Annotated in this window: 19 protein-coding genes; 6 read left to right on the top strand and 13 right to left on the bottom strand. The window is 53.9% G+C overall.

Annotation, left to right across the window (positions count from 1 at the left end):
• Positions 1-79 precede the first annotated feature (79 nt).
• The 5 genes from OH144_RS04855 (at position 80) to OH144_RS04835 (ending at position 6535) form a co-directional block, all read left to right on the top strand.
• Complete coding sequence (locus tag OH144_RS04855) at positions 80-1624, top strand: hypothetical protein (RefSeq protein WP_266205176.1); 1545 nt, start codon at positions 80-82, stop codon at positions 1622-1624.
• A 130-nt stretch (positions 1625-1754) separates the two neighbouring features.
• Positions 1755-2897, top strand: a complete 1143-nt coding sequence (locus tag OH144_RS04850) for a serine hydrolase domain-containing protein (RefSeq protein WP_266205175.1) — start codon at positions 1755-1757, stop codon at positions 2895-2897.
• 375 nt (positions 2898-3272) lie between these two features.
• On the top strand, positions 3273-3608 hold the full coding sequence (locus OH144_RS04845; protein WP_266205174.1) for a hypothetical protein: 336 nt from the start codon (positions 3273-3275) through the stop codon (positions 3606-3608).
• A 59-nt stretch (positions 3609-3667) separates the two neighbouring features.
• The gene (locus OH144_RS04840; RefSeq protein WP_266205173.1) at positions 3668-5125 is read left to right on the top strand and encodes a M16 family metallopeptidase; all 1458 of its coding nucleotides are present in this window, start codon (positions 3668-3670) and stop codon (positions 5123-5125) included.
• Between the two features lie 6 nt (positions 5126-5131).
• Entirely contained in the window at positions 5132-6535 is a 1404-nt protein-coding gene (locus tag OH144_RS04835; protein WP_266205172.1) for a M16 family metallopeptidase, read from the top strand.
• A gap of 1094 nt (positions 6536-7629) precedes the next feature.
• On the opposite strand, the gene pcaF is transcribed toward OH144_RS04835, so the two are convergent.
• The 12 genes from pcaF to OH144_RS04775 form a co-directional block, all read right to left on the bottom strand.
• Positions 7630-8838, bottom strand: a complete 1209-nt coding sequence (pcaF, locus tag OH144_RS04830; RefSeq protein ID WP_266205171.1) for a 3-oxoadipyl-CoA thiolase — start codon at positions 8836-8838, stop codon at positions 7630-7632.
• Between the two features lie 45 nt (positions 8839-8883).
• Positions 8884-10230, bottom strand: coding sequence for a 3-oxoacid CoA-transferase (locus OH144_RS04825; RefSeq protein ID WP_266205170.1), 1347 nt, complete (start codon positions 10228-10230; stop codon positions 8884-8886).
• A gap of 26 nt (positions 10231-10256) precedes the next feature.
• Positions 10257-11048 carry a 3-oxoadipate enol-lactonase gene (gene pcaD, locus OH144_RS04820; protein WP_266205169.1) on the bottom strand — a complete coding sequence of 264 codons (792 nt, stop codon included), beginning with the start codon at positions 11046-11048 and terminating at the stop codon, positions 10257-10259.
• 135 nt (positions 11049-11183) lie between these two features.
• Complete coding sequence (gene catA / locus OH144_RS04815) at positions 11184-12101, bottom strand: catechol 1,2-dioxygenase (RefSeq protein WP_266205168.1); 918 nt, start codon at positions 12099-12101, stop codon at positions 11184-11186.
• A gap of 73 nt (positions 12102-12174) precedes the next feature.
• Positions 12175-12471 carry a muconolactone Delta-isomerase gene (catC, locus tag OH144_RS04810; RefSeq protein ID WP_266205167.1) on the bottom strand — a complete coding sequence of 99 codons (297 nt, stop codon included), beginning with the start codon at positions 12469-12471 and terminating at the stop codon, positions 12175-12177.
• A 3-nt stretch (positions 12472-12474) separates the two neighbouring features.
• Positions 12475-13596, bottom strand: a complete 1122-nt coding sequence (locus tag OH144_RS04805) for a muconate/chloromuconate family cycloisomerase (RefSeq protein WP_266205166.1) — start codon at positions 13594-13596, stop codon at positions 12475-12477.
• 159 nt (positions 13597-13755) lie between these two features.
• Entirely contained in the window at positions 13756-14643 is an 888-nt protein-coding gene (locus OH144_RS04800; RefSeq protein WP_266205165.1) for an AraC family transcriptional regulator, read from the bottom strand.
• 175 nt (positions 14644-14818) lie between these two features.
• Positions 14819-15664, bottom strand: a complete 846-nt coding sequence (locus OH144_RS04795; protein WP_266205164.1) for a hypothetical protein — start codon at positions 15662-15664, stop codon at positions 14819-14821.
• A complete protein-coding gene (locus OH144_RS04790; RefSeq protein WP_266205163.1) occupies positions 15661-15837 on the bottom strand; it encodes a hypothetical protein in 177 nt (58 codons plus the stop codon). The genes OH144_RS04795 and OH144_RS04790 overlap by 4 nt, the downstream gene beginning before the upstream one ends.
• Positions 15837-16937 carry a toxic anion resistance protein gene (locus OH144_RS04785; RefSeq protein ID WP_266205161.1) on the bottom strand — a complete coding sequence of 367 codons (1101 nt, stop codon included), beginning with the start codon at positions 16935-16937 and terminating at the stop codon, positions 15837-15839. Before OH144_RS04785 ends, OH144_RS04790 begins: the two co-directional genes overlap by 1 nt.
• Entirely contained in the window at positions 16927-17367 is a 441-nt protein-coding gene (locus OH144_RS04780; RefSeq protein WP_266205159.1) for a hypothetical protein, read from the bottom strand. The genes OH144_RS04785 and OH144_RS04780 overlap by 11 nt, the downstream gene beginning before the upstream one ends.
• 1054 nt (positions 17368-18421) lie before the next feature.
• The gene (locus tag OH144_RS04775) at positions 18422-19090 is read right to left on the bottom strand and encodes a porin family protein (RefSeq protein WP_266205158.1); all 669 of its coding nucleotides are present in this window, start codon (positions 19088-19090) and stop codon (positions 18422-18424) included.
• Between the two features lie 304 nt (positions 19091-19394).
• Between OH144_RS04775 and OH144_RS04770 the strand changes: the two genes are divergently transcribed.
• The gene (locus tag OH144_RS04770; RefSeq protein WP_266205157.1) at positions 19395-19949 is read left to right on the top strand and encodes a 3'-5' exonuclease; all 555 of its coding nucleotides are present in this window, start codon (positions 19395-19397) and stop codon (positions 19947-19949) included.
• 119 nt (positions 19950-20068) lie between these two features.
• On the opposite strand, the gene OH144_RS04765 is transcribed toward OH144_RS04770, so the two are convergent.
• A complete protein-coding gene (locus OH144_RS04765; RefSeq protein ID WP_266205156.1) occupies positions 20069-21253 on the bottom strand; it encodes a serine hydrolase domain-containing protein in 1185 nt (394 codons plus the stop codon).
• Between the last annotated feature and the right edge of the window lie 35 nt (positions 21254-21288).

Here is a 21288-nt window from a genome sequence, read left to right as displayed (position 1 = left end):
GTTTAGCTACCATTTCTACAGGCCATTTTTTAACAAGTAACTCACTGTAAGCCATTATTTTACAAAAGAACAACCTACTATGTCCAACCTGAGCCCCGATCCTGTATTTCAGCTGATAAAGTCTCTGACCCGTTCCGAGAAAAGGCACTTCCGTCTGTTTACCAAGCGGCAGGGAGCAACGCAGGGGCTAAAGTTTCTGCAACTTTTCGACGCCCTCGACAGCTTGGAGCAATATGACGACGAGAAAATCCTGGAACAGGTAACGAGCATCAAGAAAGTACAGCTGCCGAACCTTAAAGCGAACCTGTACCGGCAGCTGCTTGCCAGCCTGAGGATCTACCACACAGGTCAGAACCTGGACATTCAGTTGCAGGAACAGCTAGGCTATGCCCGGGTTCTCTACAACAAAGGGCTTTACCAGCAATGCCTGAAGATGCTGGATAAGGTAAAGGCTGCCGCCCGGCATGCCCAACTGCAGCACATCGCCTTAACCGCCATCGACTTTGAGAAACAGATCGAGTCGCAGTATATCACCAGGAGCCTCAGGGGCAGGGCAGACCAGCTTTCTGATGAAGCCGTAGAACTGGCCCTGCATGTTTCGCAGGCGCATACCCTTTCTAATCTGGCACTGCGGCTGTACGGGCTGTACCTGCAGGCGGGGCACGCCAAAACGCAGGAAGACGCTACCCGTTTCAGCGCCTTCTTCCGGGACAACCTTCCTGTGGTCGATCTCACCGCCGCCAGTTTTATGGAAAAGCTCTATTACTACCAGGCACACGTGTGGTACCATTACCTGGTGCAGGATTTTAAGTCCTGTTACCGCTATGCCCAAAAGTGGGTGGATCTTTTTGAGGATAGCCCGGAAATGAAGTATAGCCAGCCTTCCCTCTACCTCAAAGGGATGCATAACCTGCTGGCCGCCCTGTTTAACCTGCAGTACTATACCAAGTTTGAGCAGGTGCTGCAAGATATGGAGCGCTTTGCCGCCGATACCAACCGGCGCGACACCCCGAACACCGAGGTGCTGCTTTTTCTCTATATCTACACCAACAAAATCAATTTATACTTTATGCGTGGTGAGTTCTCCGAGGGCGTGAACTTGGTACCAGACCTGCTGCGGAACCTGGAACAATACGAGCTGCAGCTGGACCCGCACCGCAGACTCATCTTTTACTTTAAGATTGCCAGTTTATACTTTGGGAGCGGCGATAACCACACAGCGATAAAATACCTGAACAAGATCATCAATTACACCGATACGAACCTGCGGGAGGATATCCAGTGCTTTGCCCGTATTCTCAGGCTGATTGCTTACTATGAGGAGGGGGATGATTATGCGCTGGAACTGCAGGTTAGATCGGTTTACCGCTTCCTGGGGAAAATGAACGATCAGCAGCAGATGCAGGTAGAGATCTTCCGTTTCCTGCGCAACCTGGGGAAGGTAACGCCGCAGGAGCTTCGGCCTGCCTTTATGACTCTGAAAGAAAAACTGACTTCCATTGCAGAAAACCCCGCTGAGCGCCGGCCCTTCCTCTACCTGGACATTATCTCCTGGCTGGAAAGCAAGATAGAGCGCATCCCGGTTCAGGAAGTGATCAGACGAAAATTCCGGCAGCTAAAGTAGGCAATTATTGCAGACACGGAGGAGCAACCATTGCTTACTGTCACAACTCCGGAAGCAAAAGAGGGGGCAAGTATAATTTTATACTTTGAAGACAATTGCTTTCATTTGTATACACGCTTTGCTATACTTCATGAAACACGTTCTCCAGAAATTCTTCAGTTCCCTTCTCCTCTTCTTCTTAGTTGCGGTAAGTACTTATGGTCAGGTGCAGAAAGCCGAAGAGGCAATACAGGCCATCATGCAGAAGCACGATGTGGTGGGCCTTTCCGTTGCCGTCGTGAAAAAAGGAGAATTAGCCTACGTAAACGCTTTTGGGTTGAAGGACGTGGAGACGGGCACGAAGCTTTCCCCGGACGACATCTTTCGGATAGCCTCCATCTCCAAATCTTTCTCTGCCACCGCTATCATGCAATTGGTGGAGGCCGGCAAGCTTTCGCTGGAAGATGACATGAGTAAACTGGTGGGATTCAAGGTAAGAAACCCGAAGTATCCCGAGACGCCCATCACGCTAAAAATGGTGCTGTCTCATACCTCCAGCATAAACGACAGCCAGGGCTACTTTACGCTGGATGCTATTAACCCCGCCAAAAACCCGGACTGGGCCCAGTGCTATAATGCCTATGAGCCCGGCAAAGGCTACGAGTACTGCAACCTGAATTTCAACATGGTGGGCACCATCATCGAGAAGATGTCGGGAGAGCGTTTCGACCAGTATGTAAAGCAGCACATTCTGGACCCTTTGGGCTTGTACGGCGGCTATGCGGTTGATTCGCTGGATGCTTCCCTTTTTACCACCCTGTACGCCTATGATCCCCTCACGGGCCAGTTCACTCCGTCGCCCTCTGCTTATGCTCCGCGTAGGGAGGAGATCCGGAACTATGTCATGGGCTACAGTACGCCTGTATTCTCCCCGACAGGGGGCATGAAGCTCTCCGCTCCGGACCTGGCCAGGTACATGACGATGCACATGCAGCAAGGCAAGTATAAGGGAACTCGCATCATCTCAAAGAAGAGCGCCAGGGCAATGCAGCAACAGATTGCCCAAAACGGTTACGGGCTGGCGCTTATGACGGAAAGCAACCTAATCCCCGGCAAAACCCTAAAGGGGCACACAGGCTCTGCCTATGGCCTCTACAGTGCTATGTTCTTTCACCCGAAGGAGAAATTCGGGATCGTTGTCATCACAAACGGTTGCAGCGCCCCGGAGTCTGATGAGCTCAACAAAGTAATTGTAGAAACAGTCAACAGCCTGTATCAAACTATAGTTAAGTAAGGGGCTCGATTCGAAGTATTATTAATGCGTTTCTAATCCAGGATGATCAGAAATAAAGTATAAATATCCCACCGGCGTACTTGCCTGATTTATACTTTAAAACTCAAGTTGCAATTAACCTACCCCTGCCACTCCGAGGAGGGGAATTTTGCAAAAGAGCAGGTGATTCACCTCCTCTAGGTAGGGCCGTTCCATTCTCTCTTTTTTGTCATCCTGCAAGGATCTTGTGGGCCAGTAGCAATGGCCTAACCTCTCTTCTACCAAGTTTCTTAACAGAATGACAGTAATTTTTGAGCCTATTTTGTTAGGATGAAAGGATCCTGCTCCTCTGAGGGGTTAGGGGTGTATACCTGCACTGCATGAGTAAATCGCAACTTGGGTTTTATACTTTATACTTTACTCCCGCCGGTAAATCTCCAGTACTTCCAGGCCGGTAACTTCCCTCCAGCCAACATTACGGCGTTTCCGCTACTTCACGCCGCAATGGCAGAAGCAGCACTGGAACCCGTCTTTTTCGCACCCGGGCCAGGGAAAAATCCAGCGGAGCTATACTTTGAAAAAGTGGGCTGCGGCCTGCTTTCCTCTATACTTTCTTTCTACGCCTTTGCCATCAGCCTTTCGTTACCTGAGAAAGGGCTTTACAGGAGCAGAAGCCAAGGCCAAGCAACATTCATTGAAATAAAGCCACAAAAAGATGGATTACTTGTATGAATAATCGTATAATGCTATGTTTAATAGGATCAGAAACAAACCCTTAACCACTTGTGTCTATGCATAGTAACTATGAAAAAGTAAGAACCCGGAAATACCGGCTGTTGCCGCTGGTGTTTGGCATGGGGCTGGTGCTGGCTTCGTGTAGCCAGAAAACCACGGCTCCGACAGCAGAAACCACCGCCGCCACGCAAACCACCGAGGCCGTGGAAGCTACTGCGCCCCCTGCGTTTGAGGTGCCGGTAGAATACTACACGCTGGACAATGGCCTGAAAGTGGTGCTCTCGCCCGACAAGACGGCGCCCATCGTTACCGTAGCCGTGTACTACAATATCGGCTTCAGGATTGAGCCCAAGGACCGCACCGGATTTGCTCACCTGTTCGAGCACATGATGTTCCAGGGATCGGAGAACCTGGGCAAGATGGAGTTTATTCAACTGGTGCAGAAAAACGGCGGCATCCTGAACGGCAGCACGCGCTTCGACTATACCAACTACTTCGAGATCGTGCCGGCGCACAAGCTGGAGACCATGCTCTGGGCCGAGGCCGACCGCATGAAAGGCCTGAACATCACGCAGGAAAACCTGACAAACCAACAGGGCGTGGTAAAAAACGAGGTGAAGGTGAACGTGCTCAACCAGCCTTACGGCGGTTTCCCGTGGCTCGATATGCCGCAGTACGCCAACAAGAACTGGTATAATGCCCACAACTTCTACGGTGATCTGGAGGACCTCGACGCTGCCAGCCTGGAAGATGTGCAATCGTTCTTCAAGACGTACTATTCTCCGAACAACGCAGCCCTGGTGGTAGTCGGTGATTTTGAGCAGGCCCAGGCAAAGCAGTGGATAGAACAATATTTTGGCGGCATTGCCTCCGCGAACCTACCCGAACCGGCCAACCTGACCGAGCCGCGCCAGGAGAGAGAGCAGCGCTTTACCAAGGACGACAAACTAGCTAACAAACCGGCACTGGCCTTTGCTTACCACATGCCCGAGCGCAACACGCCTGCCTACTATGCCATGGGCCTGCTGGACCAGATACTGCTGCAGGGCGACGATAGCCGCCTGCACCAGGCACTGGTGCAGGACCGGGGCTACACCGGCTCTGTGAGTGGCGGCATTAACGCCTATCTGGGCAATATGTACAACTACAACGGCCCGATGCTGTGGATGGGCGACCTGGTCTATGACAAAGACGTGGCCGCTGACTCCATCATCAACGTGCTGGACCATGAGATCGCTAGGCTACAGCAAAACGGCATTACGCAGGAGCAACTTGACCTGGCCCTGGTTAAAATACGCTCCTCCCTCTACGACCAGGTAAGCCAGCTCTACGGCTTCGGCAAGGCTGACCTGCTGGCGAGCTTCGCGCTGTTCGATGATAATCCAGCACGCATAAACGAGCTGGAGGAAGAGTTCAGGAAGGTGACACCGGAGCTGATGCAGCAAACTATTCAAGAGTACCTGCGACCTACAAACCGCACCATTCTAGTTATAAACCCACAGGCACAGATATAAAGCATCATGAAAAAGCTACTGACACTATCGCTGAGCGTGCTCCTGGCCATGAGCGCAAGTATGGCCCAGGCGCAAAAGCAAACGCCCCCGGAAGGCGGGTCGCCTCAGAACTTTAACCTGCCTGCCAAGCAGGAGTTCACCTTACCAAATGGCCTGGAGGCAACCCTGGTGCCCTACGGTGAGATCCCGAAGGTAACCATAAGTATGATTGTGCAGGCCGGCAACGTGCACGAGCAGGCAAACGAGAACGGCCTGGCCGACATAACCGGTAAGCTGATGGAGGAAGGGACCGCCACCAAAAATGCCAAACAGATTGCCGAAGAAGTGGCAAGTATGGGTGGCTCGCTGAGCATCAGCATCGGCCCTAATCAGACCTACATCAGCGGAGATGCACTCTCTGAGTTCGGCCCGGAACTGGTACGGCTAATGGCTGACCTCCTGAAGGAGCCGGCCTTCCCGGAATCGGAGCTGGAGCGGGTAAAGAATGACTTCAAGCGGCAGATGAACCTGTCCAGGGCGCAGCCGGGCACGCAGGCGTACATGAAGTATAACAAGGCCCTTTACGGCGACCACCCCTATGGCCGCGACCTGCCCACCGACAAGGAGATAGACTCCTATACCTTGGAGCAGGTAAAGGATTTTTACCAGAAGCAGTTCGGAGCCAGGCGCACCGATGTATACGTGGCCGGAAAGTTTGACGAGGCTTCTATGAAAGAGGCGATCACCGCATCGCTGAGCGACTGGACAGAAGGCCCTGCCCCCGCCATACCTGTAGCCAAGCCCGTTACTAAAAGCGATATGATCGTGGTGGACCGCCCGGGAGCCCCGCAGTCCACCATCATCATTGGGTTGCCGGTAGTAGACCCCTCGCACCCGGATTACATGGCCCTGCGCGTTACCAACTCCCTGCTGGGTGGCTCCTTCGGCTCCCGCATCACCCGCAACATCCGCGAAGACAAAGGCTATACTTACTCTCCCTCCAGCTCGTTAGCTGCCAAGTATAAAGTCGGCGACTGGTCGGAGCAGGCCGATGTGACGACCGAGCACACGGGCAACTCCCTCAAAGAGATCGTTTACGAGATCGAAAAGCTCCGGAGTGAGCCGCCATCTGAGGAGGAGCTGAAGGGGATCAAGAACTATGAGGCCGGGCTTTTCGTGCTTCGCAACTCTACCCCCGGCGGCATTATCGGCCAGCTCAGCTTCCTGGACCTGCATGATTTGCCGGAGACCTTCCTGACCAACCAGGTTCAAGCCATACATGCTGTCACACCGCAGAAAGTGCAGCAAACGGCCAACACCTACCTCCGCCCCAAGGACATGACGCTTGTGGTGGTGGGGGATAAAAAACAGATTGACAAGCAGCTGAAGAAGTTTCAGGAAGACCTGAAAAAGGCACCCGTCACGCAATAACTGTTTTCAGACTTCCCGAAAAAGATCAGGCCCGGAGCTAGTTCCAGGGCCTGATCTTTTTATTTGATTGATACTTAATAAGTGCCGGCAGCGCATCCTGTAGCTACTGACAATGGAGTTTTGACAATGGACTATTGGACAATAGACAAAAGAGAAGTTAGAGTATAAGCCTACCCCGGCGCGCTCCCGAAAGAACAGGTAAGGGAGCTTTGCCGGATTTAACTGCCCCTATCACCCCACCCCTCTCCTAAGAACATGAGAGGGTGCTTACCTTTATAAGGTCCAACCACCCCTACCCCTCCTTAACCAAGGAGGGGAGCCTGTAACGGCTTTAGCTGAAGTATAAGTTTCATATTTGCTGTTCTCGCACGGACAGGTCGCGACCTGTCCCTACAAGTATAAACCCACCCCTAGAGAGCTACGCTCGCTAGCTCAAAACTCACGTTTTGGCTAGTCCAGAGGAGGGGAATTATACTTGCCCCTTTCTCTGTCCTCTCGAGTAGGGCGAGAGATCTATCCGAAATTCTAAAGAGATTTCTCCCATAGGTCGAGATGACAAATAGCGGTGGCTATCGAATCTGATCCCAGTCCTTGGGTGGAGCGCCTTGTAGATTTACGGTTTCGCTTTAGCGAAATTGCGGAGACCGCAGGTCAAGCAAAGGAAATGTACACCGCGCGATGCCAAAGGACGAGCCCTCTCGGGCTGGAGCGCACCAAAGCCGGAAATGAAACGAGCCGCATGTAAGTCTGGAGGTTCAGCAGCAGCTAGCAAGGATATCTTGTGTCAGGTTGTAGGAAGCGGCGGCTGTGGAAGTATAGCCAAAGTTGAAGTATGACTCTCCGAGCCAGTCGAGTTACAAACCCAACGAATAGGAAGGCACGAGTTACAAACTCGCGCCAGCGGAGGCTACTAGAGGCACAAGCGGACGCTTGCACCAGGGAAAGTATAAAATCTGCCAGTTTCTACAGCCAAACAGCCGGGTTAGGCGATTTTTCCGTTCCGGAAAGCAGAAGGTGCGGCGGCAGCTCATTGCATACTTGCGATAACCTCCGCCGCACCTTCGGGCTAACGACTTATACTTTGAAATCCAGAGTTATACCCTCTCCAGGATAACAGCATAGCCCTGCCCTACGCCCACGCACATGGTAGCCAGGGCATAGCGTTTCTGCAGGCGCTGCAGCGATAAGGCGGCGCTGTACGCAATGCGCGTGCCGGACATGCCCAGCGGATGGCCAAGGGCAACAGCGCCCCCGTTCATGTTAACCCGCGCGTCATCGTCTGCCAGCCCCAATGCTCGGGTGCAGGCCAGGCTTTGCGCCGCAAATGCCTCATTCAGCTCTATCACACTGATGTCTGAAAGGCTCAGGCCCGCTCTCTCCAGCGCTTTCTCGGTAGCCGGTACCGGCCCGATACCCATGATGCGCGGCTCCACTCCCACCACCGCAGAACTCACGATTCTGGCCAGCGGCTTCAGGTTAAACTTCTCTACCGCCTCCCCCGACACCACATAAGTAGCGGCCGCGCCGTCGTTGAGCCCGGAGGCATTGCCTGCCGTCACCGTTCCGTCTTTCTTAAAGGCCGGGCGCAGCTTCGCCAGCGTTTCCACGGTGGTGTTCGGGCGCACAAACTCATCCTTGCTCACCACCACCGGCTCTCCCTTGCGCTGCGGTATACGCACCGGCATGATCTCCTCCGCCAAGGTGCCGTTCTCCTGCGCCATCGCTGCCTTGCTCTGGGAATGGTAGGCAAACAGGTCCTGGTCCTCGCGCGTAATCTCGTACTTCTCCGCCAGGTTCTCGGCCGTGATGCCCATCGGGTCCACACCGTACATTTCCTCCATCTTCGGGTTCACGAAGCGCCAGCCAAAACTGGAGTCCTCCATCTTCGAATCAGTGCCAAAGGCTTTGGAAGGCTTTGAGACAACCAGTGGGCCGCGCGTCATATGCTCCACGCCCCCGGCAACGAATACGTCGCCATCTCCGGCCTTTATGGCGCGGGCCGCATGTATTATCGCCGACATGCCCGAGGCGCATAAGCGGTTCACGGTCTCGCCAGGCACTGTAACCGGCAGGCCGGCCAGCAACGCCGCCATGCGCGCCACATTGCGGTTGTCCTCCCCTGCCTGGTTGTGGCAGCCAAGTATAACATCGTCTATCACTTCCTTCGGAATGTTGGGGTTGCGGTCAATGAGTTCTTTGATCACCATTGCCGCCAGGTCGTCGGTGCGGACGGCCGAAAGGGCGCCGCCAAAGTTCCCGATCGGGGTCCTGATGCCGTCTATGATATAGGCTTCTTTGCTCATACTTCCATTTTTAAACTTTCAAACTGCGGACAGGTCGTCTCCTGCCTATCCTAACTTCTCTACAAACCGGGCTGTGGTTTTAGCCCTCACGTCCTCCAGCGTTGCCCCTGGCATCAGTTCTATCAGTGTCAGCTCCCCCTCTACGAACCTGAACACGGCCAGGTCAGTGATGATCAGATCCACGGCCTGCAATGCGGTCAGGGGCAGGTTGCAGCTCGGAACGATCTTAGAGGTGCCGTTTTTGTTCGTGTGCGTCATGGTGATGATGAGCGTCTTGGCCCCCGATGCCAGGTCCATGGCACCGCCAACGCCCAACAGCGGCTGACCCGGTACAGCCCAGTTAGCCAGGTTTGCTTTCTCATCTACCTCCAGTCCTCCCATCACCGCCACGTCCACATGCCGGCCGCGGATCATGGCAAAGGAGTCGGTGGAGTCGAAGTAACTGGCCCCCGGCAGCGCGGTTACCGGAATCTTGCCGGCGTTCACGGGGTAATCCATGGCGCCTCCGCCGTCTGTCGGGGCAGGGCCAACGCCCAGCATGCCGTTCTCGGTGTGCATCACAATACCATCTTCGGGTGTGATCAGGTCTGCCACCAGCGTCGGAATACCGATGCCCAGATTCACCACGTCGCCTCTTTTGAGCTCCTGTAAGGCACGTCTGGCCATGTTCATGCGCGTCTCGTCCACTTTCCTCGACGAGGCCACGGAGGCAGAAGAGCCCAGGTCCTCCTTGGTTAGCTTTGCTTCCACGAGGTAGTCGACATAGGAGCCTGGCGTGTGCACGTGCTCCGGCGCGATCTCCCCTACCGGCACGATCTCTTCCACTTCCGCTATCACGATATCTGCGGCGGTAGCCATGGCGCGGTTAAAGTTCTGCTCCGTCATGCGGTAGGTCAGGTTACCAGCGGTATCCGCCTTCCAGGCCCGCACGAAGGCCACGTTCCCGCGGATGCCTTCCACAAAGACCTGCTCCTTCCCCTGAATCATTTTTGTCTCGCGGCCCTTGGCCAGTTCTGTTCCGGCCGATGTGGGGGTGAAGAAACCACCAATGCCTGCCCCGCCGGCCCGTATGGCCTCGGCAAGGGTGCCCTGCGGCAGCAGCTCGTACGCCACCTTCCCCTCCTGGGCCGCTTTCACGGCCTCCGGGTTACTGGTAAAGAAAGAGCCGATCATCTTTTTGATCTGCCCGTTGCGTAGCAGTTTGCCGCCGCCAATGCCTGCCTCGCCAACATTGTTGCCGATAAAGGTCAGGTCCTTGGTTTTGGTTTCGGCCAGCGCGTGCATCAGGTGTACGGGGTTACCCGTCATCCCGAAGCCGCCCTGCAGTAGTATATCGCCATCCTTTACCAAAGCAACGGCTTCTTCAAGGCTTATCTGTGGTACCGATTTCATATTTTTATCTTGAGATTGATTATCGATTAAATGCCGCCTTCGTTCATGGTGGCAGACAGCAGGCTCTCCGCAAATGCTTCGGGCAATTCCACGCTGGACAGATGGTTGGCGGGAAGCTGCACGTGCCGTGACCGGGGTATGCTGTTAGCTAAAAAGTCGCCGTCTGCAGGTGTGGTCACTTCATCCTGGGTGCCGCTGATGACCAGGGTCGGGACGCTCAGTTTTGGAAGCTCTTCCCGGAAGTCTGCATCGCGCACGGCGGCGCAGTTGGCCGTGTAGCCTTGCAGGGAAGTTTGTTTGAACTTCTGCAAAATCGCGCTCACTTTCTCCGGGTACTTATCCCTGAACTCGGGGGTAAACCAGCGCTGCGCCGTACCGTCCAGTATACTTTGCAGGCCGTTCATCACGACTTGGTCTATGCGCGCATTCCAGCCTTCGGCAGTACCGATTTTAGCCGCGGTATTGGCAAGGATGATTTTCCTGAACCGCTCCGGACGGTGAATGCCCAGCCACTGGCCAATAAGTCCGCCCATCGAGAGGCCGGAGAAGTATACTTTATCCAGCTTTAAATGGTCCAGCAGCTCGATCACATCCTGGCCCAGCTCGGCTATACTTACCACATCCGCATGGATGGTGCTTTGCCCATGCCCGCGCGTATCGTAACGCAGTACGTTGAGGTGCTGCTTGATTATTTGCGCCACCTCGTCCCACATGGTCAGGTCTGTGCCTAGCGAATTCGAGAACACAATGGTATCCTCATGCCCCAGGTCTTCATAGGTATAAAAACAGGTGTTAAGGGCGATCTTTATAGTTGGCATGCGTTGTTGTTTCTATGCTTGTACCTTAGCTCTTCTCCGTTACTTGCCCAAGTATGACTGAACGACTCCAAGGCGCGGAGGAAAAATGCGAGATGGATCTAGAAAGTATAAACCCATCTCATCCAGCGATTCTCCTTATCTCGGACCGTGGGTTCTTTCAATTTCTGCATCGAACACGCCTTCTTTCTCCCTGTGTATCTCAAAATCGAAATCGATAGAGGCAAACGGCTCATCAATACCGAACTTCTCCCTGGCCTCCGCCTCCGAGTAGCGCGTAATGTGAGGTACCAATTCTTCGCGGGTGGCAAAGGCAAAGTCATCCCAGATAAGCGGGTCGCCTTCTATGTTGATCTGTGTAGTTAGCTTTCGGTATCCCCGCGCTGTTACAAAGAAGTGAATGTGTGCCGGACGGCTGCCGTGGCGGCCAATGGCTTTGAGGAACTGGTCTGTAGCACCGCCAGGAGGACAGCTGTAGCCCACCGGGAGAATGCTCTTGAACCTGTAGCGGCCATTCTCGTCGGTGATGATCGCTCTGCGCAGGTTGTAGGGCGGCTGCGACGAATCAAAAATGGAGTACATGCCTTTCAGGTTGCAATGCCATACTTCCACTTTTGCGTGCGGTACCGGCTTGCCATCTTCATCACGCACCTGGCCTTGCATGTATAGTCGCTCGGCGCCGACCTCGGGCACAGTTTCCAGCTCGGCATAGCCTACCGATTCCGGTGAGCCTGGCACGTAGAGCGGTCCTTCTATCGTTCTCGGGGTGCCTCCGGTTATACCGGCTTTGGCCTCGGCCTCGTCCATGCGCAGGTCCAGGAAGTGCTCCAGGCCAATACCGGCAACGACCAGTCCCCATTCGTTGTTTTTACCAGTTAACGTGAGCCAGTCCACCGCCTTCCAGATCTCTTCCGGCTGTATGTCCAGGTCCTCGATAGCGTAGAACAGGTCGCGGGTGAGGCGGTTTACGATCTCTTTGATGCGCTCAGAGCCCCGGCCCTGTGCTTCTGTAGATTCAATTTTCTCGATAACGGCATCTATCTGACTTCTTTCCATGGTGGTATCGGATTTAAGGTTGTTAGTTAATTTGCTTTAAGATGATAGTAATGATGAGGTATAATCGGATTCGTTAGTGGGCTTCCTCTTCGTCTTTAACAGATGAATAGTGCTGGCACAGGGCAGTTACCTCTACTTCCATAAAAGGGTAAAGCGGCAGCGACATCAGGATGTCGTGCAGCTCGCCGGCGCTGGCTACGTTAAAAATGCTGATGTTGGCATACTTGCCGGCAATACGCCAGATGTGCGTCCATTTGCCCTGCCGCTGCAGTTCCTGCGAGAGTGCCTTCTCTTTTGATTTCAGCTCATCCACGTAGGTTTTATCTAGATCCAGGGGGATGTTCACTGTCATGTGCACGTGAAATATCATAGTTTATCGTCTTTTATACTTTTCTACTTGGTTCATATCCAGCTCAATGCCCAGCCCCGGTCCCTGCGGGATTTCTAGTTTGCCGTTTCCATAGGTGATGCGGGATTTAACAATATCGTCGGTGAGCAGGAGCGGGCCGAAGAGCTCGGTGCCCCAGTCGAGGTTCGGGAGGGTGCTGAAAACGTGCGCCGAGGCGACGGTGCCGACCGTGCCTTCGAGCATGGTGCCGCCGTACAGGCTAATGCCCGCGCCCTGCGCAATGGCCGCCTGTTTCCGGATATTGGTTAAGCCGCCAGCTTTTGAAATCTTAAGGGCAAACACGCTGCCGCCCCCGATCCTGGCCAGTTTAAAGGCATCGGAAACCGTGGCAACCGCCTCATCGGCCATAATCGGCACGCGAAAGTATTGGGTAAGCCGGGCCAGCCCCTCAAAATTTGTCTTGACAATGGGTTGTTCGATCAGGTCGATGCCGGCGTCCTGTAGCCGGGCGATTCCCTGCTTGGCCATACTCTCTGTCCAGGCCTGGTTCACGTCCACGGTTACCTTCACATCCGGCCCAACGGCTTCTTTTATGGCGGCTACGTGAGCTACATCTACTTTCCAGTCATTTCTGCCGATCTTTAGCTTAAAGGTATTGTGCCGGCCATTGGCCAGTAGCTCCTGCGCCTCCTTAATGTCTTTGGCGGTATCACCGCTAGCCAGGGTCCAGAGCACAGGCAACGTAGGGGTAACAGCACCGCCAAGCAGCTCCGAAACCGGCACCCCCAGGCGCTTGCCCTGTGCATCCAGCAGGGCGGTTTCGATGGCCGATTTTGCAAAGTTGTTACTCTGCACCTGATGTTCCAGCTCCGCCATCACCGCATTTATACTTGTAGCGGCTTTGCCCAGCAGCAAGGGAGCGATGTAGGTATCGATGGTGAACTTCATCCCCTCCGGAAACTCATCCCCGTAGCTCAGGCCGCCAATCGTGGTGGCTTCGCCTATCCCCTCTATACCATCGCTGCAAAACAGCCGCACCAGCACCATCGTCTGGTTGCGCATCACGGCCATCGACAGGTGATGCGGCCTGATGGTGGGCAGGTCTACAATAACGGTTTCTATGCGCTCTATCCTCGCTTCTCTCATATATAACAATACGGCCTAAACGTTTAATTGTGAGCTGATTAACCAAATAAGGAAGTAACCACTCACTGGTATAAACAAATTTAGCCAATCTTGCTCCTGAGGAGTAGGACTATACGTCTAATAGTATGATAAATCGAACATTTTGGAGGGAGTCGGTCCTTAAGCGCTCTTCACCCCGATCTTCTTCCGGAAGGCCATGGGGGCCAGGCCCGTCCTTTTTTTGAAGAGCCTGGTAAAATAGGCGGGGTCGTCGAAGCCCAGCTCAAAGCATACTTCGGACACGGATTTCTCCACGTCAGACAGGGCCAGCTGCGCCTCGGTAATAAAGTAGCTGATGATGATGTCTTTGGGGGATTTACCGGCGACACTTCTGCACACCCGGCTCAGGTGGCCGGTAGAGATACTAAGGTGGCGGGCATACTCCTCCACACTTATTTTATAGGAGTTCTCCTCTTTCATAAGCTGCTGAAACCTGCGGAAGTATATCTTGCTCACATTGTCGGCGCCCACCGCCTGCTCCTGCTCTGAAAGGGAAAGGCGGTAAAGCTGCACCAGCAGCTGCCCCACCAGGTACTGCAGCATCAGCAGCCTGCCCGGGAACTGCAGGTTATACTCTTGCACACACTTTTGCCCGGTATCGAATACCTGCACCGCGCCGGCATTTTCCTCCGTCACCCGGAAAATGCGGATGGCTTCCATGGCATACACCACCTCCGCCTCGCGCTGCAGCATGTGCTCCAGCACGGTGTCCGACAGGCTGATGATCCAGCCGGAGACCTCTCCCTGGTGCAGAAAGCCATGCTCATGGTTTTTAGAAACGGTGATGATGGCTGGGGCTTGTATGGTGGTTTTGGTGGCGGCATGGTGCAGCTCGGTGGTACCGGACTCCACCATAAACACCTGGAAAAGGTTATTATGCGCGTGCCGCTTCACCTGCCCCTCATGCTGCCGCCCTATTTCACCGAAGGGGTGCACGTTCACCAGTCCTTTCGCAAACTCGATGGAATCGGTGCCATAAAGGCCTTTGTAGAAACGTTTGTAGGGCATGTTTCAGGTTGATCTGTGGCTTATTCCTGCTGTGAAGTGGTGGAGCTGCCATGAAAGTATAGCGGCTTCAATGATACTTTAAATTTTTCGCTGGCGTAAGGTATAACGTCGGCACTCGAGCGCCGGATGATGCACTCCGACGCTACTCGCTCCCTTGATTGGCTGCTTCCCTAAACTACCTCCGCTTCCGGTACGTGCGCACCGGGTAGAGGCGGTAGTCATCCATGCTTAATACGTAGGGGCAGCCGTGCCAATGTATAACCGGGACCATTTCTGCAGGATGGGTGCTGGCGTGGGTAGGCACATAGACCATGGCGTTGCCGGCATACGTAATATGGTGCAGCCCCAGCCTGGCCGAGATATAAGCTACAAACGCCTCCTTCTCCTCCTGTGTAGAGGTAAAACCGATCTCACTGGTGGTCAGCCCATCCGACACATCCTCACGCAGGTACACGATTTTGGAGTAGGTGTTAATGGAAATCTCCGGCAGGTTCAGCCGCGGCACTTCGGTGCTCGATTCGGCTATGTCCTGAAAGGCGCGCTGGTTGGTTTCGTGGTTTAGGGTGCGGGCGGCTTTCACCTCTTTCCGGTCGCTGCGAAACGGCCCGAACACCACCGTTCTGCCCAGCACGTCGGGCCTGCCGGCTGGTAGCGGCTGCGGAATGCGCTGAGGCGGCAGCGGCACCTCCGCCTGCGGCTCCTGGCGGGCGTCTATAATAGCGGTGAAGGTGCTCAGGAAATGATCCGTGTGCTGCACATGAAACAGCTCCAGCTCGTGCCCCCGCCCGCGGGCAATCAGGTAGGTGTGGACGCGCCTTGTCTTCTCATATGCCGCCTGCAGTTGCTGGGCGTAGGGCGTGTTTTTATACCTGGCATACAGCTCCTGCAGTGCCACCAGCCGCTGGTTCGACTCCCGGATGAAAGGCACTTCCTTTGCCTCTATACTTTCAGGACCGCCTACCACCTTTCTGTTGCCGGTAACCCCGTTCAGCCCGAATAGGGAGCGCAAAAGCTTTATCATGTATGAAGTATCTTTTTAAGATGCTGCGTTTCTATCTCCACCTGGATGGCATCAGAGGCTTTCAGCTCTTCGAAATACGAGTCGAGCTTCTGCAGGTATAACGCCAGCAGTGCCTCCTGCTCCTGTGTCAGGAGCCTTTCAGGTGCTTGCTTCTGCTCTTTTCCTGCTGCCATTATTCCGTTTCGATTTTCTTCGACTTACCAAACGAGCCGATGATCTTACTGTTGAGTTCCTCCTGCACCGTGGCCAGTTCTTTCACGGCATCCGCGCGTTTCTTACTTCCCTCCTCCGCAACCTTCACCACGGCATCCAGTGTCTCCACCATATCGCGGTTTACTTTTTTGAGCGTTTCCACATCCACAATGCCGCGCTCGTTCTCTTTAGCTGCGTTCACCACATTGGTCTTCAGGAGCTGCGAGTTCTTCAGGAGCATTTCGTTGGTGGTGTCGGTTACTTTCTTCTGTATCTCCAGTGCCTTGCGCTGCTTCTCCAACCCCAGGGCAATGGCTACCTGCTGGCGCCACACCGGAATTACGGTCACGATGGAGTTCTGTATTTTCTGGGCCAGCACATCGTTGGTCGTCTGGATCATGCGTATCTGCGGCATCGACTGCGTGGCGATGGTATGGGAGAGGGTGAGGTCGTGCACCTTCTTCTCGAGTCTGTCCTTAAAGGCGATGAGGTCGCTGAGGCGCTGTACCACCAGCTCGTCCTGGTTGCTGGTCTCCACCTCCTCCTGCAATTTCGGGATCAGCTCGTTCTCGATCTGCTCGATCTTCAGCTTGCCGGCAGCGATCACGGCGCGCACCTCGTGTATGTACTCTACGGCCTGCTTAAACATCACCTCCAGGCTGGTAGAGTCCTTGAGCACGCTCTGGCGCGTCTTCTCCAGCTTGATCACCACATCGTCCACGTTATCCGAGATGGAATTATACTGTATGGCCAGCTTCTTGGAGCGGTCCTGCAGCTTCTTGCCAAATGGAAGCCGCGACAGCAGACTACGCTTCTCCTCCTCGTCAATCTTGATCATGTTGATCTGGGCCAGCAGCTCGTTTATGGCCTCGCCGGCATCACCGGAGTCCTTTGCCTTCACCTTTGCCAGCAGCTCGTTGGAGTACTGCCCCAGCTTCCGCTGCGTCTCCACCCCAAAGTTGGTGAGGCTCTCCGGTTTCTCCGGGTCTATGGACCTGGAGAGGTCCTGGGCTTTCTGCTGTAGCAGCTCTTTGTTCTCGGTGATGGTGATGTTGGTGTTTTCCATGGTTTTAGGCTCCATAATGGTGTTTGTCTAGGGTGTCTAACGATTGAAGGCTTTTGCGGGCCTGTTCCTGGCGCGCAGCGTTTTCGTACCATTCAATATCGGATAAAGGCAGGTAATCTCCTAATAATTCGCGCACTTCCCGCATCAGGGCCTCTCCCTTTTTGGTACGGAAATCCGGGTTCCTGTAAAAGGCGCTCAGGTACTCCACCTTCACCTGCCCGGCCTGCGTGACGGCCAGCTCCTTTACCTCCACCACCAGTTCCGATTGCTGGTTATGGTCTGTCACCACGGTACGGTATACCCCCTGCCGGCCTTGCTCCAGCACCGCCATACTTGCCTGCCGGGCCTGCTCTATGGCTTTCTGCAGCCGCTGGTTAGGTTTTATGTAGTAGCCAAACATATACCCGAGCACCGCGCCTATAACTAACGTCCAAAAGATTAACATATTTGATTGTGCTATTTATCTGACATGAGAGCATTTATACTTCCCTATACGGGGAACGGGGGTGGGTAGATGAACCGGTTTTACCTCCCCTTGTCACCTCCTAAGAACAGGAGGTGGTGTTTAAAGTTTTTATAGCTGTTCCGGTTTTTCTGATCCGTGCGATCCACCACTGGGCTCAACGGCCCTTGCTCTTCGAAGGTGTTACCCCGTCCCCAAAACAGGAGGGAGTTTCCCGTTACCGGTTCCAACCACCCCTGCCCCTCTGCTTCACCCCACCCCAGCCCTCCCCTAAGAACAGGGGAGGGAGCTATACTTACTCCTTCCCTGTCATCTCGAGCAGGGCGAGAGATCTATCGGGAATTCTAAAGAGATCTCTCCCATAGGTCGAGATGACAGCAAGGGCAGCGGCTATCGAATCTGTTCCCAGTCCTTGGGTTGAGCGCCTTGTAGATTTACGGTTTCGCTTTAGCGAAATTGCGGAGACCGCAGGTCAAGCAAAGAAAATGTACACAGCGCGATGCCCTTATCGAGGGCCCCTACCCCCGAAGACGAGCCCTCTCGGGCTTGAGAGCAGAAAGTATACTATGGAACAAGTTGGTCGTAAAGCCATGGATGAACAGCAGCTAGCAAGTATAGCTTAGTTCCTGTTGCAGGAAGCAGGGGCTAAGGAAGTATAGCTGTAGCAAGTATGGCTTTTCAAGCCACTCGGATTACAAATCCGAGATTGTAGAAAGACACGGGTTGCAAACCCGCGCCAGCGGAGGGCTGGAGGATAAACGGGAGCCAGCAAGGAATAAAAGTGTGGCCTGTGTCAAGCTACAGGAAGCAACGGCTAAAGTATAAAAAGGCACGGGCTGCAAGCCCGCGCCAGCGATAGGTATGATCAAAGTATAAAGTATAGCCAGCGCAAGTATGGCTTTTCAAGCCGACCAAGCTACAAACGCGACATTATAATAACGACACAAGTCTGGAGACTTACGCCAGAAAACGGCATAAAAAAGCCAGCCCCACCCAAAGGGCGAGGCTGGCAGTTTCCATAGTTTATACTTTATACTTAGTTGCCCGACGGGAAACGAAGACCCAGTGTGAGCATGAACACCGAGTGGCGGGCGTTTGTCAGGTCTCCTTCAAAGTTCACGTCCTCTTTCACGAAGTCGGAGAAGGCGCCGTTATAGCGAATGCCCAGGCTAACGCCGTTGCTGGCTTTAAAGCCCAAACCGGCCGCGTAGCCCACTTCAAACTCCGACAGCCCGTCTTTGCTCTTCGCATCTTTCTCGCTGGAGAGGCGGGTGCCGTCACCGTCGTACAGCTCTGTTTTGTTGTTCACGCTCAGCAGGTAGCTCAGCTGCGGACCAAACTCAAAGTATACCGGGCCGGCGTTGAAATGACCCAGCACCGGCAGCTCCAGGTAATTGTAGTCTACGCTGCCTTCGCGTCTTCTTTTCTGCAGCAGCAGGTTCGTATACTCCTCGCTGTTGTTCTTGAAGCCTTTTCTGGAGTAGAGCAGCTCCGGTTGGATGGAGAAGAAATCCTCTACCACCGGAAAGTTCAGGGTAACACCTCCATGAAAGGACACTTTGTTCTCGAACCTGTCTTCGTTCTGAAGATCGCCGGACAGGTTCGTCAGGTTTGCTCCTCCCCTAACGCCAAATGTTGCCTGCGCCTGCGCAGCTGTAAATGTGCCAAAGGCCAGGGCAACTGCAAAGAAAAACTTCTTCATCATAAATGGTAAGTATGTTAGTTTAGTTGTAAACGGCCTATATACGTGTCATCTTATATAGTTGGTTACGATGCAATATTTCTGGCCTGCAGCGCGCCTTTTAAAAGGTTCTGGTATATAATTGTTCTTCAACCAAATACAATTCCATTTTTATAACCACCTTGTTTTAGTACCAAAAATATTCTTTTGTTAGGGTAAGATTATCCCCAAAAAGTGAAGTGGTTTTTAAACAGCCATACTTGGTCAGCGCCTCAGGTTGCCGGCTATCCTGTGGAATGGTTGTGGGCATTATTCGCTAAATTGCGCCATGGATTTCATCTCAATAGACTTCGAGACAGCTACGCCACAACGTGACAGCCCCTGTGAAATTGGTGTGACGGTGGTACGGGGCAGGCAGATCGTAGAAACGCGCTCCTGGCTGATCAAGCCGCTATACTACCCGCACTTCAATTCCTTTAACGTAGCGGTGCATGGCATCAGGCCAGCCGATGTGAAAGACCAGCCGGATTTCCGGGAGCTGTGGCCGGTGCTGCAGCCCTATCTGGAGGGGCAGTTCCTGATCGCGCACAATGCCAGCTTCGATGTGAGCGTGTTGAGGAAAACACTGTCCACCTATAAAATTCCGCTGCCCGAGGCCCGCTATGCCTGCAGCCTTAAATTCTCCAAAAACATCTGGAAAGGCATGCACAAGTATGACTTGAAAACGCTCTGCAACATGCACCGCATCGATTTCCTGCATCACCGGGCCGCCTCCGATGCCGATGCCTGCGCCCGGTTATCGTTAAAGGCGATGGAACTGACCGGCACTACCACCGAGGCTGAGTTTGCCGGTAGGATGGGCAGCAAGATCAGCCGTATCTGACGGCTTTTCCTTTTCAGCGCAGGCACGGTACATAATAGCAGAGATGCCTATACATTGGCGCTCTCCTTAAGATAATTTGTCTCCCGCTTTCTACACCCGGTCCGCTTAGCTATTCATACTTATTTTGATGGCTGCTGATCATAAGGGATATAGTTTTCCCAATACCAAGGCGTGTAGGTGTCTGCAATAGCCGTTTCGAGCAGCTCCTTAAAAATGCTCTCGGCATTGTCGCTGTTGCTCAGGAGGAGGATGCCGATGCCCGCTTTCGGGAAGATGATGGAGTAATGCTGAAAACCGTCGCCGTGCCCTTCCTTGAAAGCCCCTACACCCAGCGGTGATTGCAGCAGTCCCCAGCCAAGGCCGTAGCTCAGGTTTATGGCATCGTTGGCGGTAGTGTCGCGCTGGCTTAGAGGACCGAACTGTTTTACGGACCGGATCCTGATCTGAGGACTGAACATTTCGCGGGTGGTAGCAGGCTTCAGGAGCTTGTGCTGCAGCACCGCCTGCGTAAATAGAGTATAATCATCCAGTGTGGTTTCAAGGGTGCTGGCCGAGCGGGCCTCGTTGTCCTTATCTTTGGGGTAAAGCTCCCCGTTTGCCTGATGGCCCAGCGCATAATCCTGCTCAAAACGCGGTTGCCAGGTATACGACGAGTGCTTCATGCCTGCAGGCTTAAACACCTTTTCCTGCATCAGCTCTTCCAGCGTTTTGCCGGTTAATTTCTCCAACACCACCTGCAGGTACACCAGCCCCTCGCCGGAGTAGCTATACTTTGTGCCGGGTTTATACTTTACCCGTAGCTGCTGGTCCTCTTCCACCCAACGCCAATTCGGGAAGCCGGAGGTATGAGCCAGGCACATGCGGGCTGTGATGTAATGGTAGAGGCTGTCGTTCTTCAACGCTGAGTAATCATCGTGCCATTTGGTTTGGGAGGCATAGGTATAAATCGGTTTTGGCAAGTACTCCTGCAGCGGCTTGTCCAGCTCCAGCCGCCCCTCCTCCACCAGCTTCATCACGAGCACCGCAAAAACCGCCTTACTCAGGGAGGCACCATACAAGTTGGTGCTGGTTTTCAGCGGTTCCTTTGTCTGATAATTCTTGTACCCAAAGGCTTTCTTGTAGACCGGTTGGTTTTGGTTGAAAATGGTGACCGCCAGCCCCTGCACCTGGGCAGCGTCCATTAGCTGCTGTATCTTCTGGTCTAAGGCCGCCGCGGTTATGTTGCTGCCGTCGAGCCGGGTGATGGTTTGGGCGTGGGTGGTGAGGGGAAGTAGGGCGAGGAAGAGGAGGTAGAGGTTTTTCATGGCGGTGGAGGTTAGCCTTATCAAATATAGTATAA

It is taken from the genome of Pontibacter kalidii (assembly GCF_026278245.1).
Taxonomy (GTDB): domain Bacteria; phylum Bacteroidota; class Bacteroidia; order Cytophagales; family Hymenobacteraceae; genus Pontibacter; species Pontibacter kalidii.
Note: the sequence above shows the minus strand (reverse complement) of the source record. Positions and strands in the feature narration are given on the sequence as shown.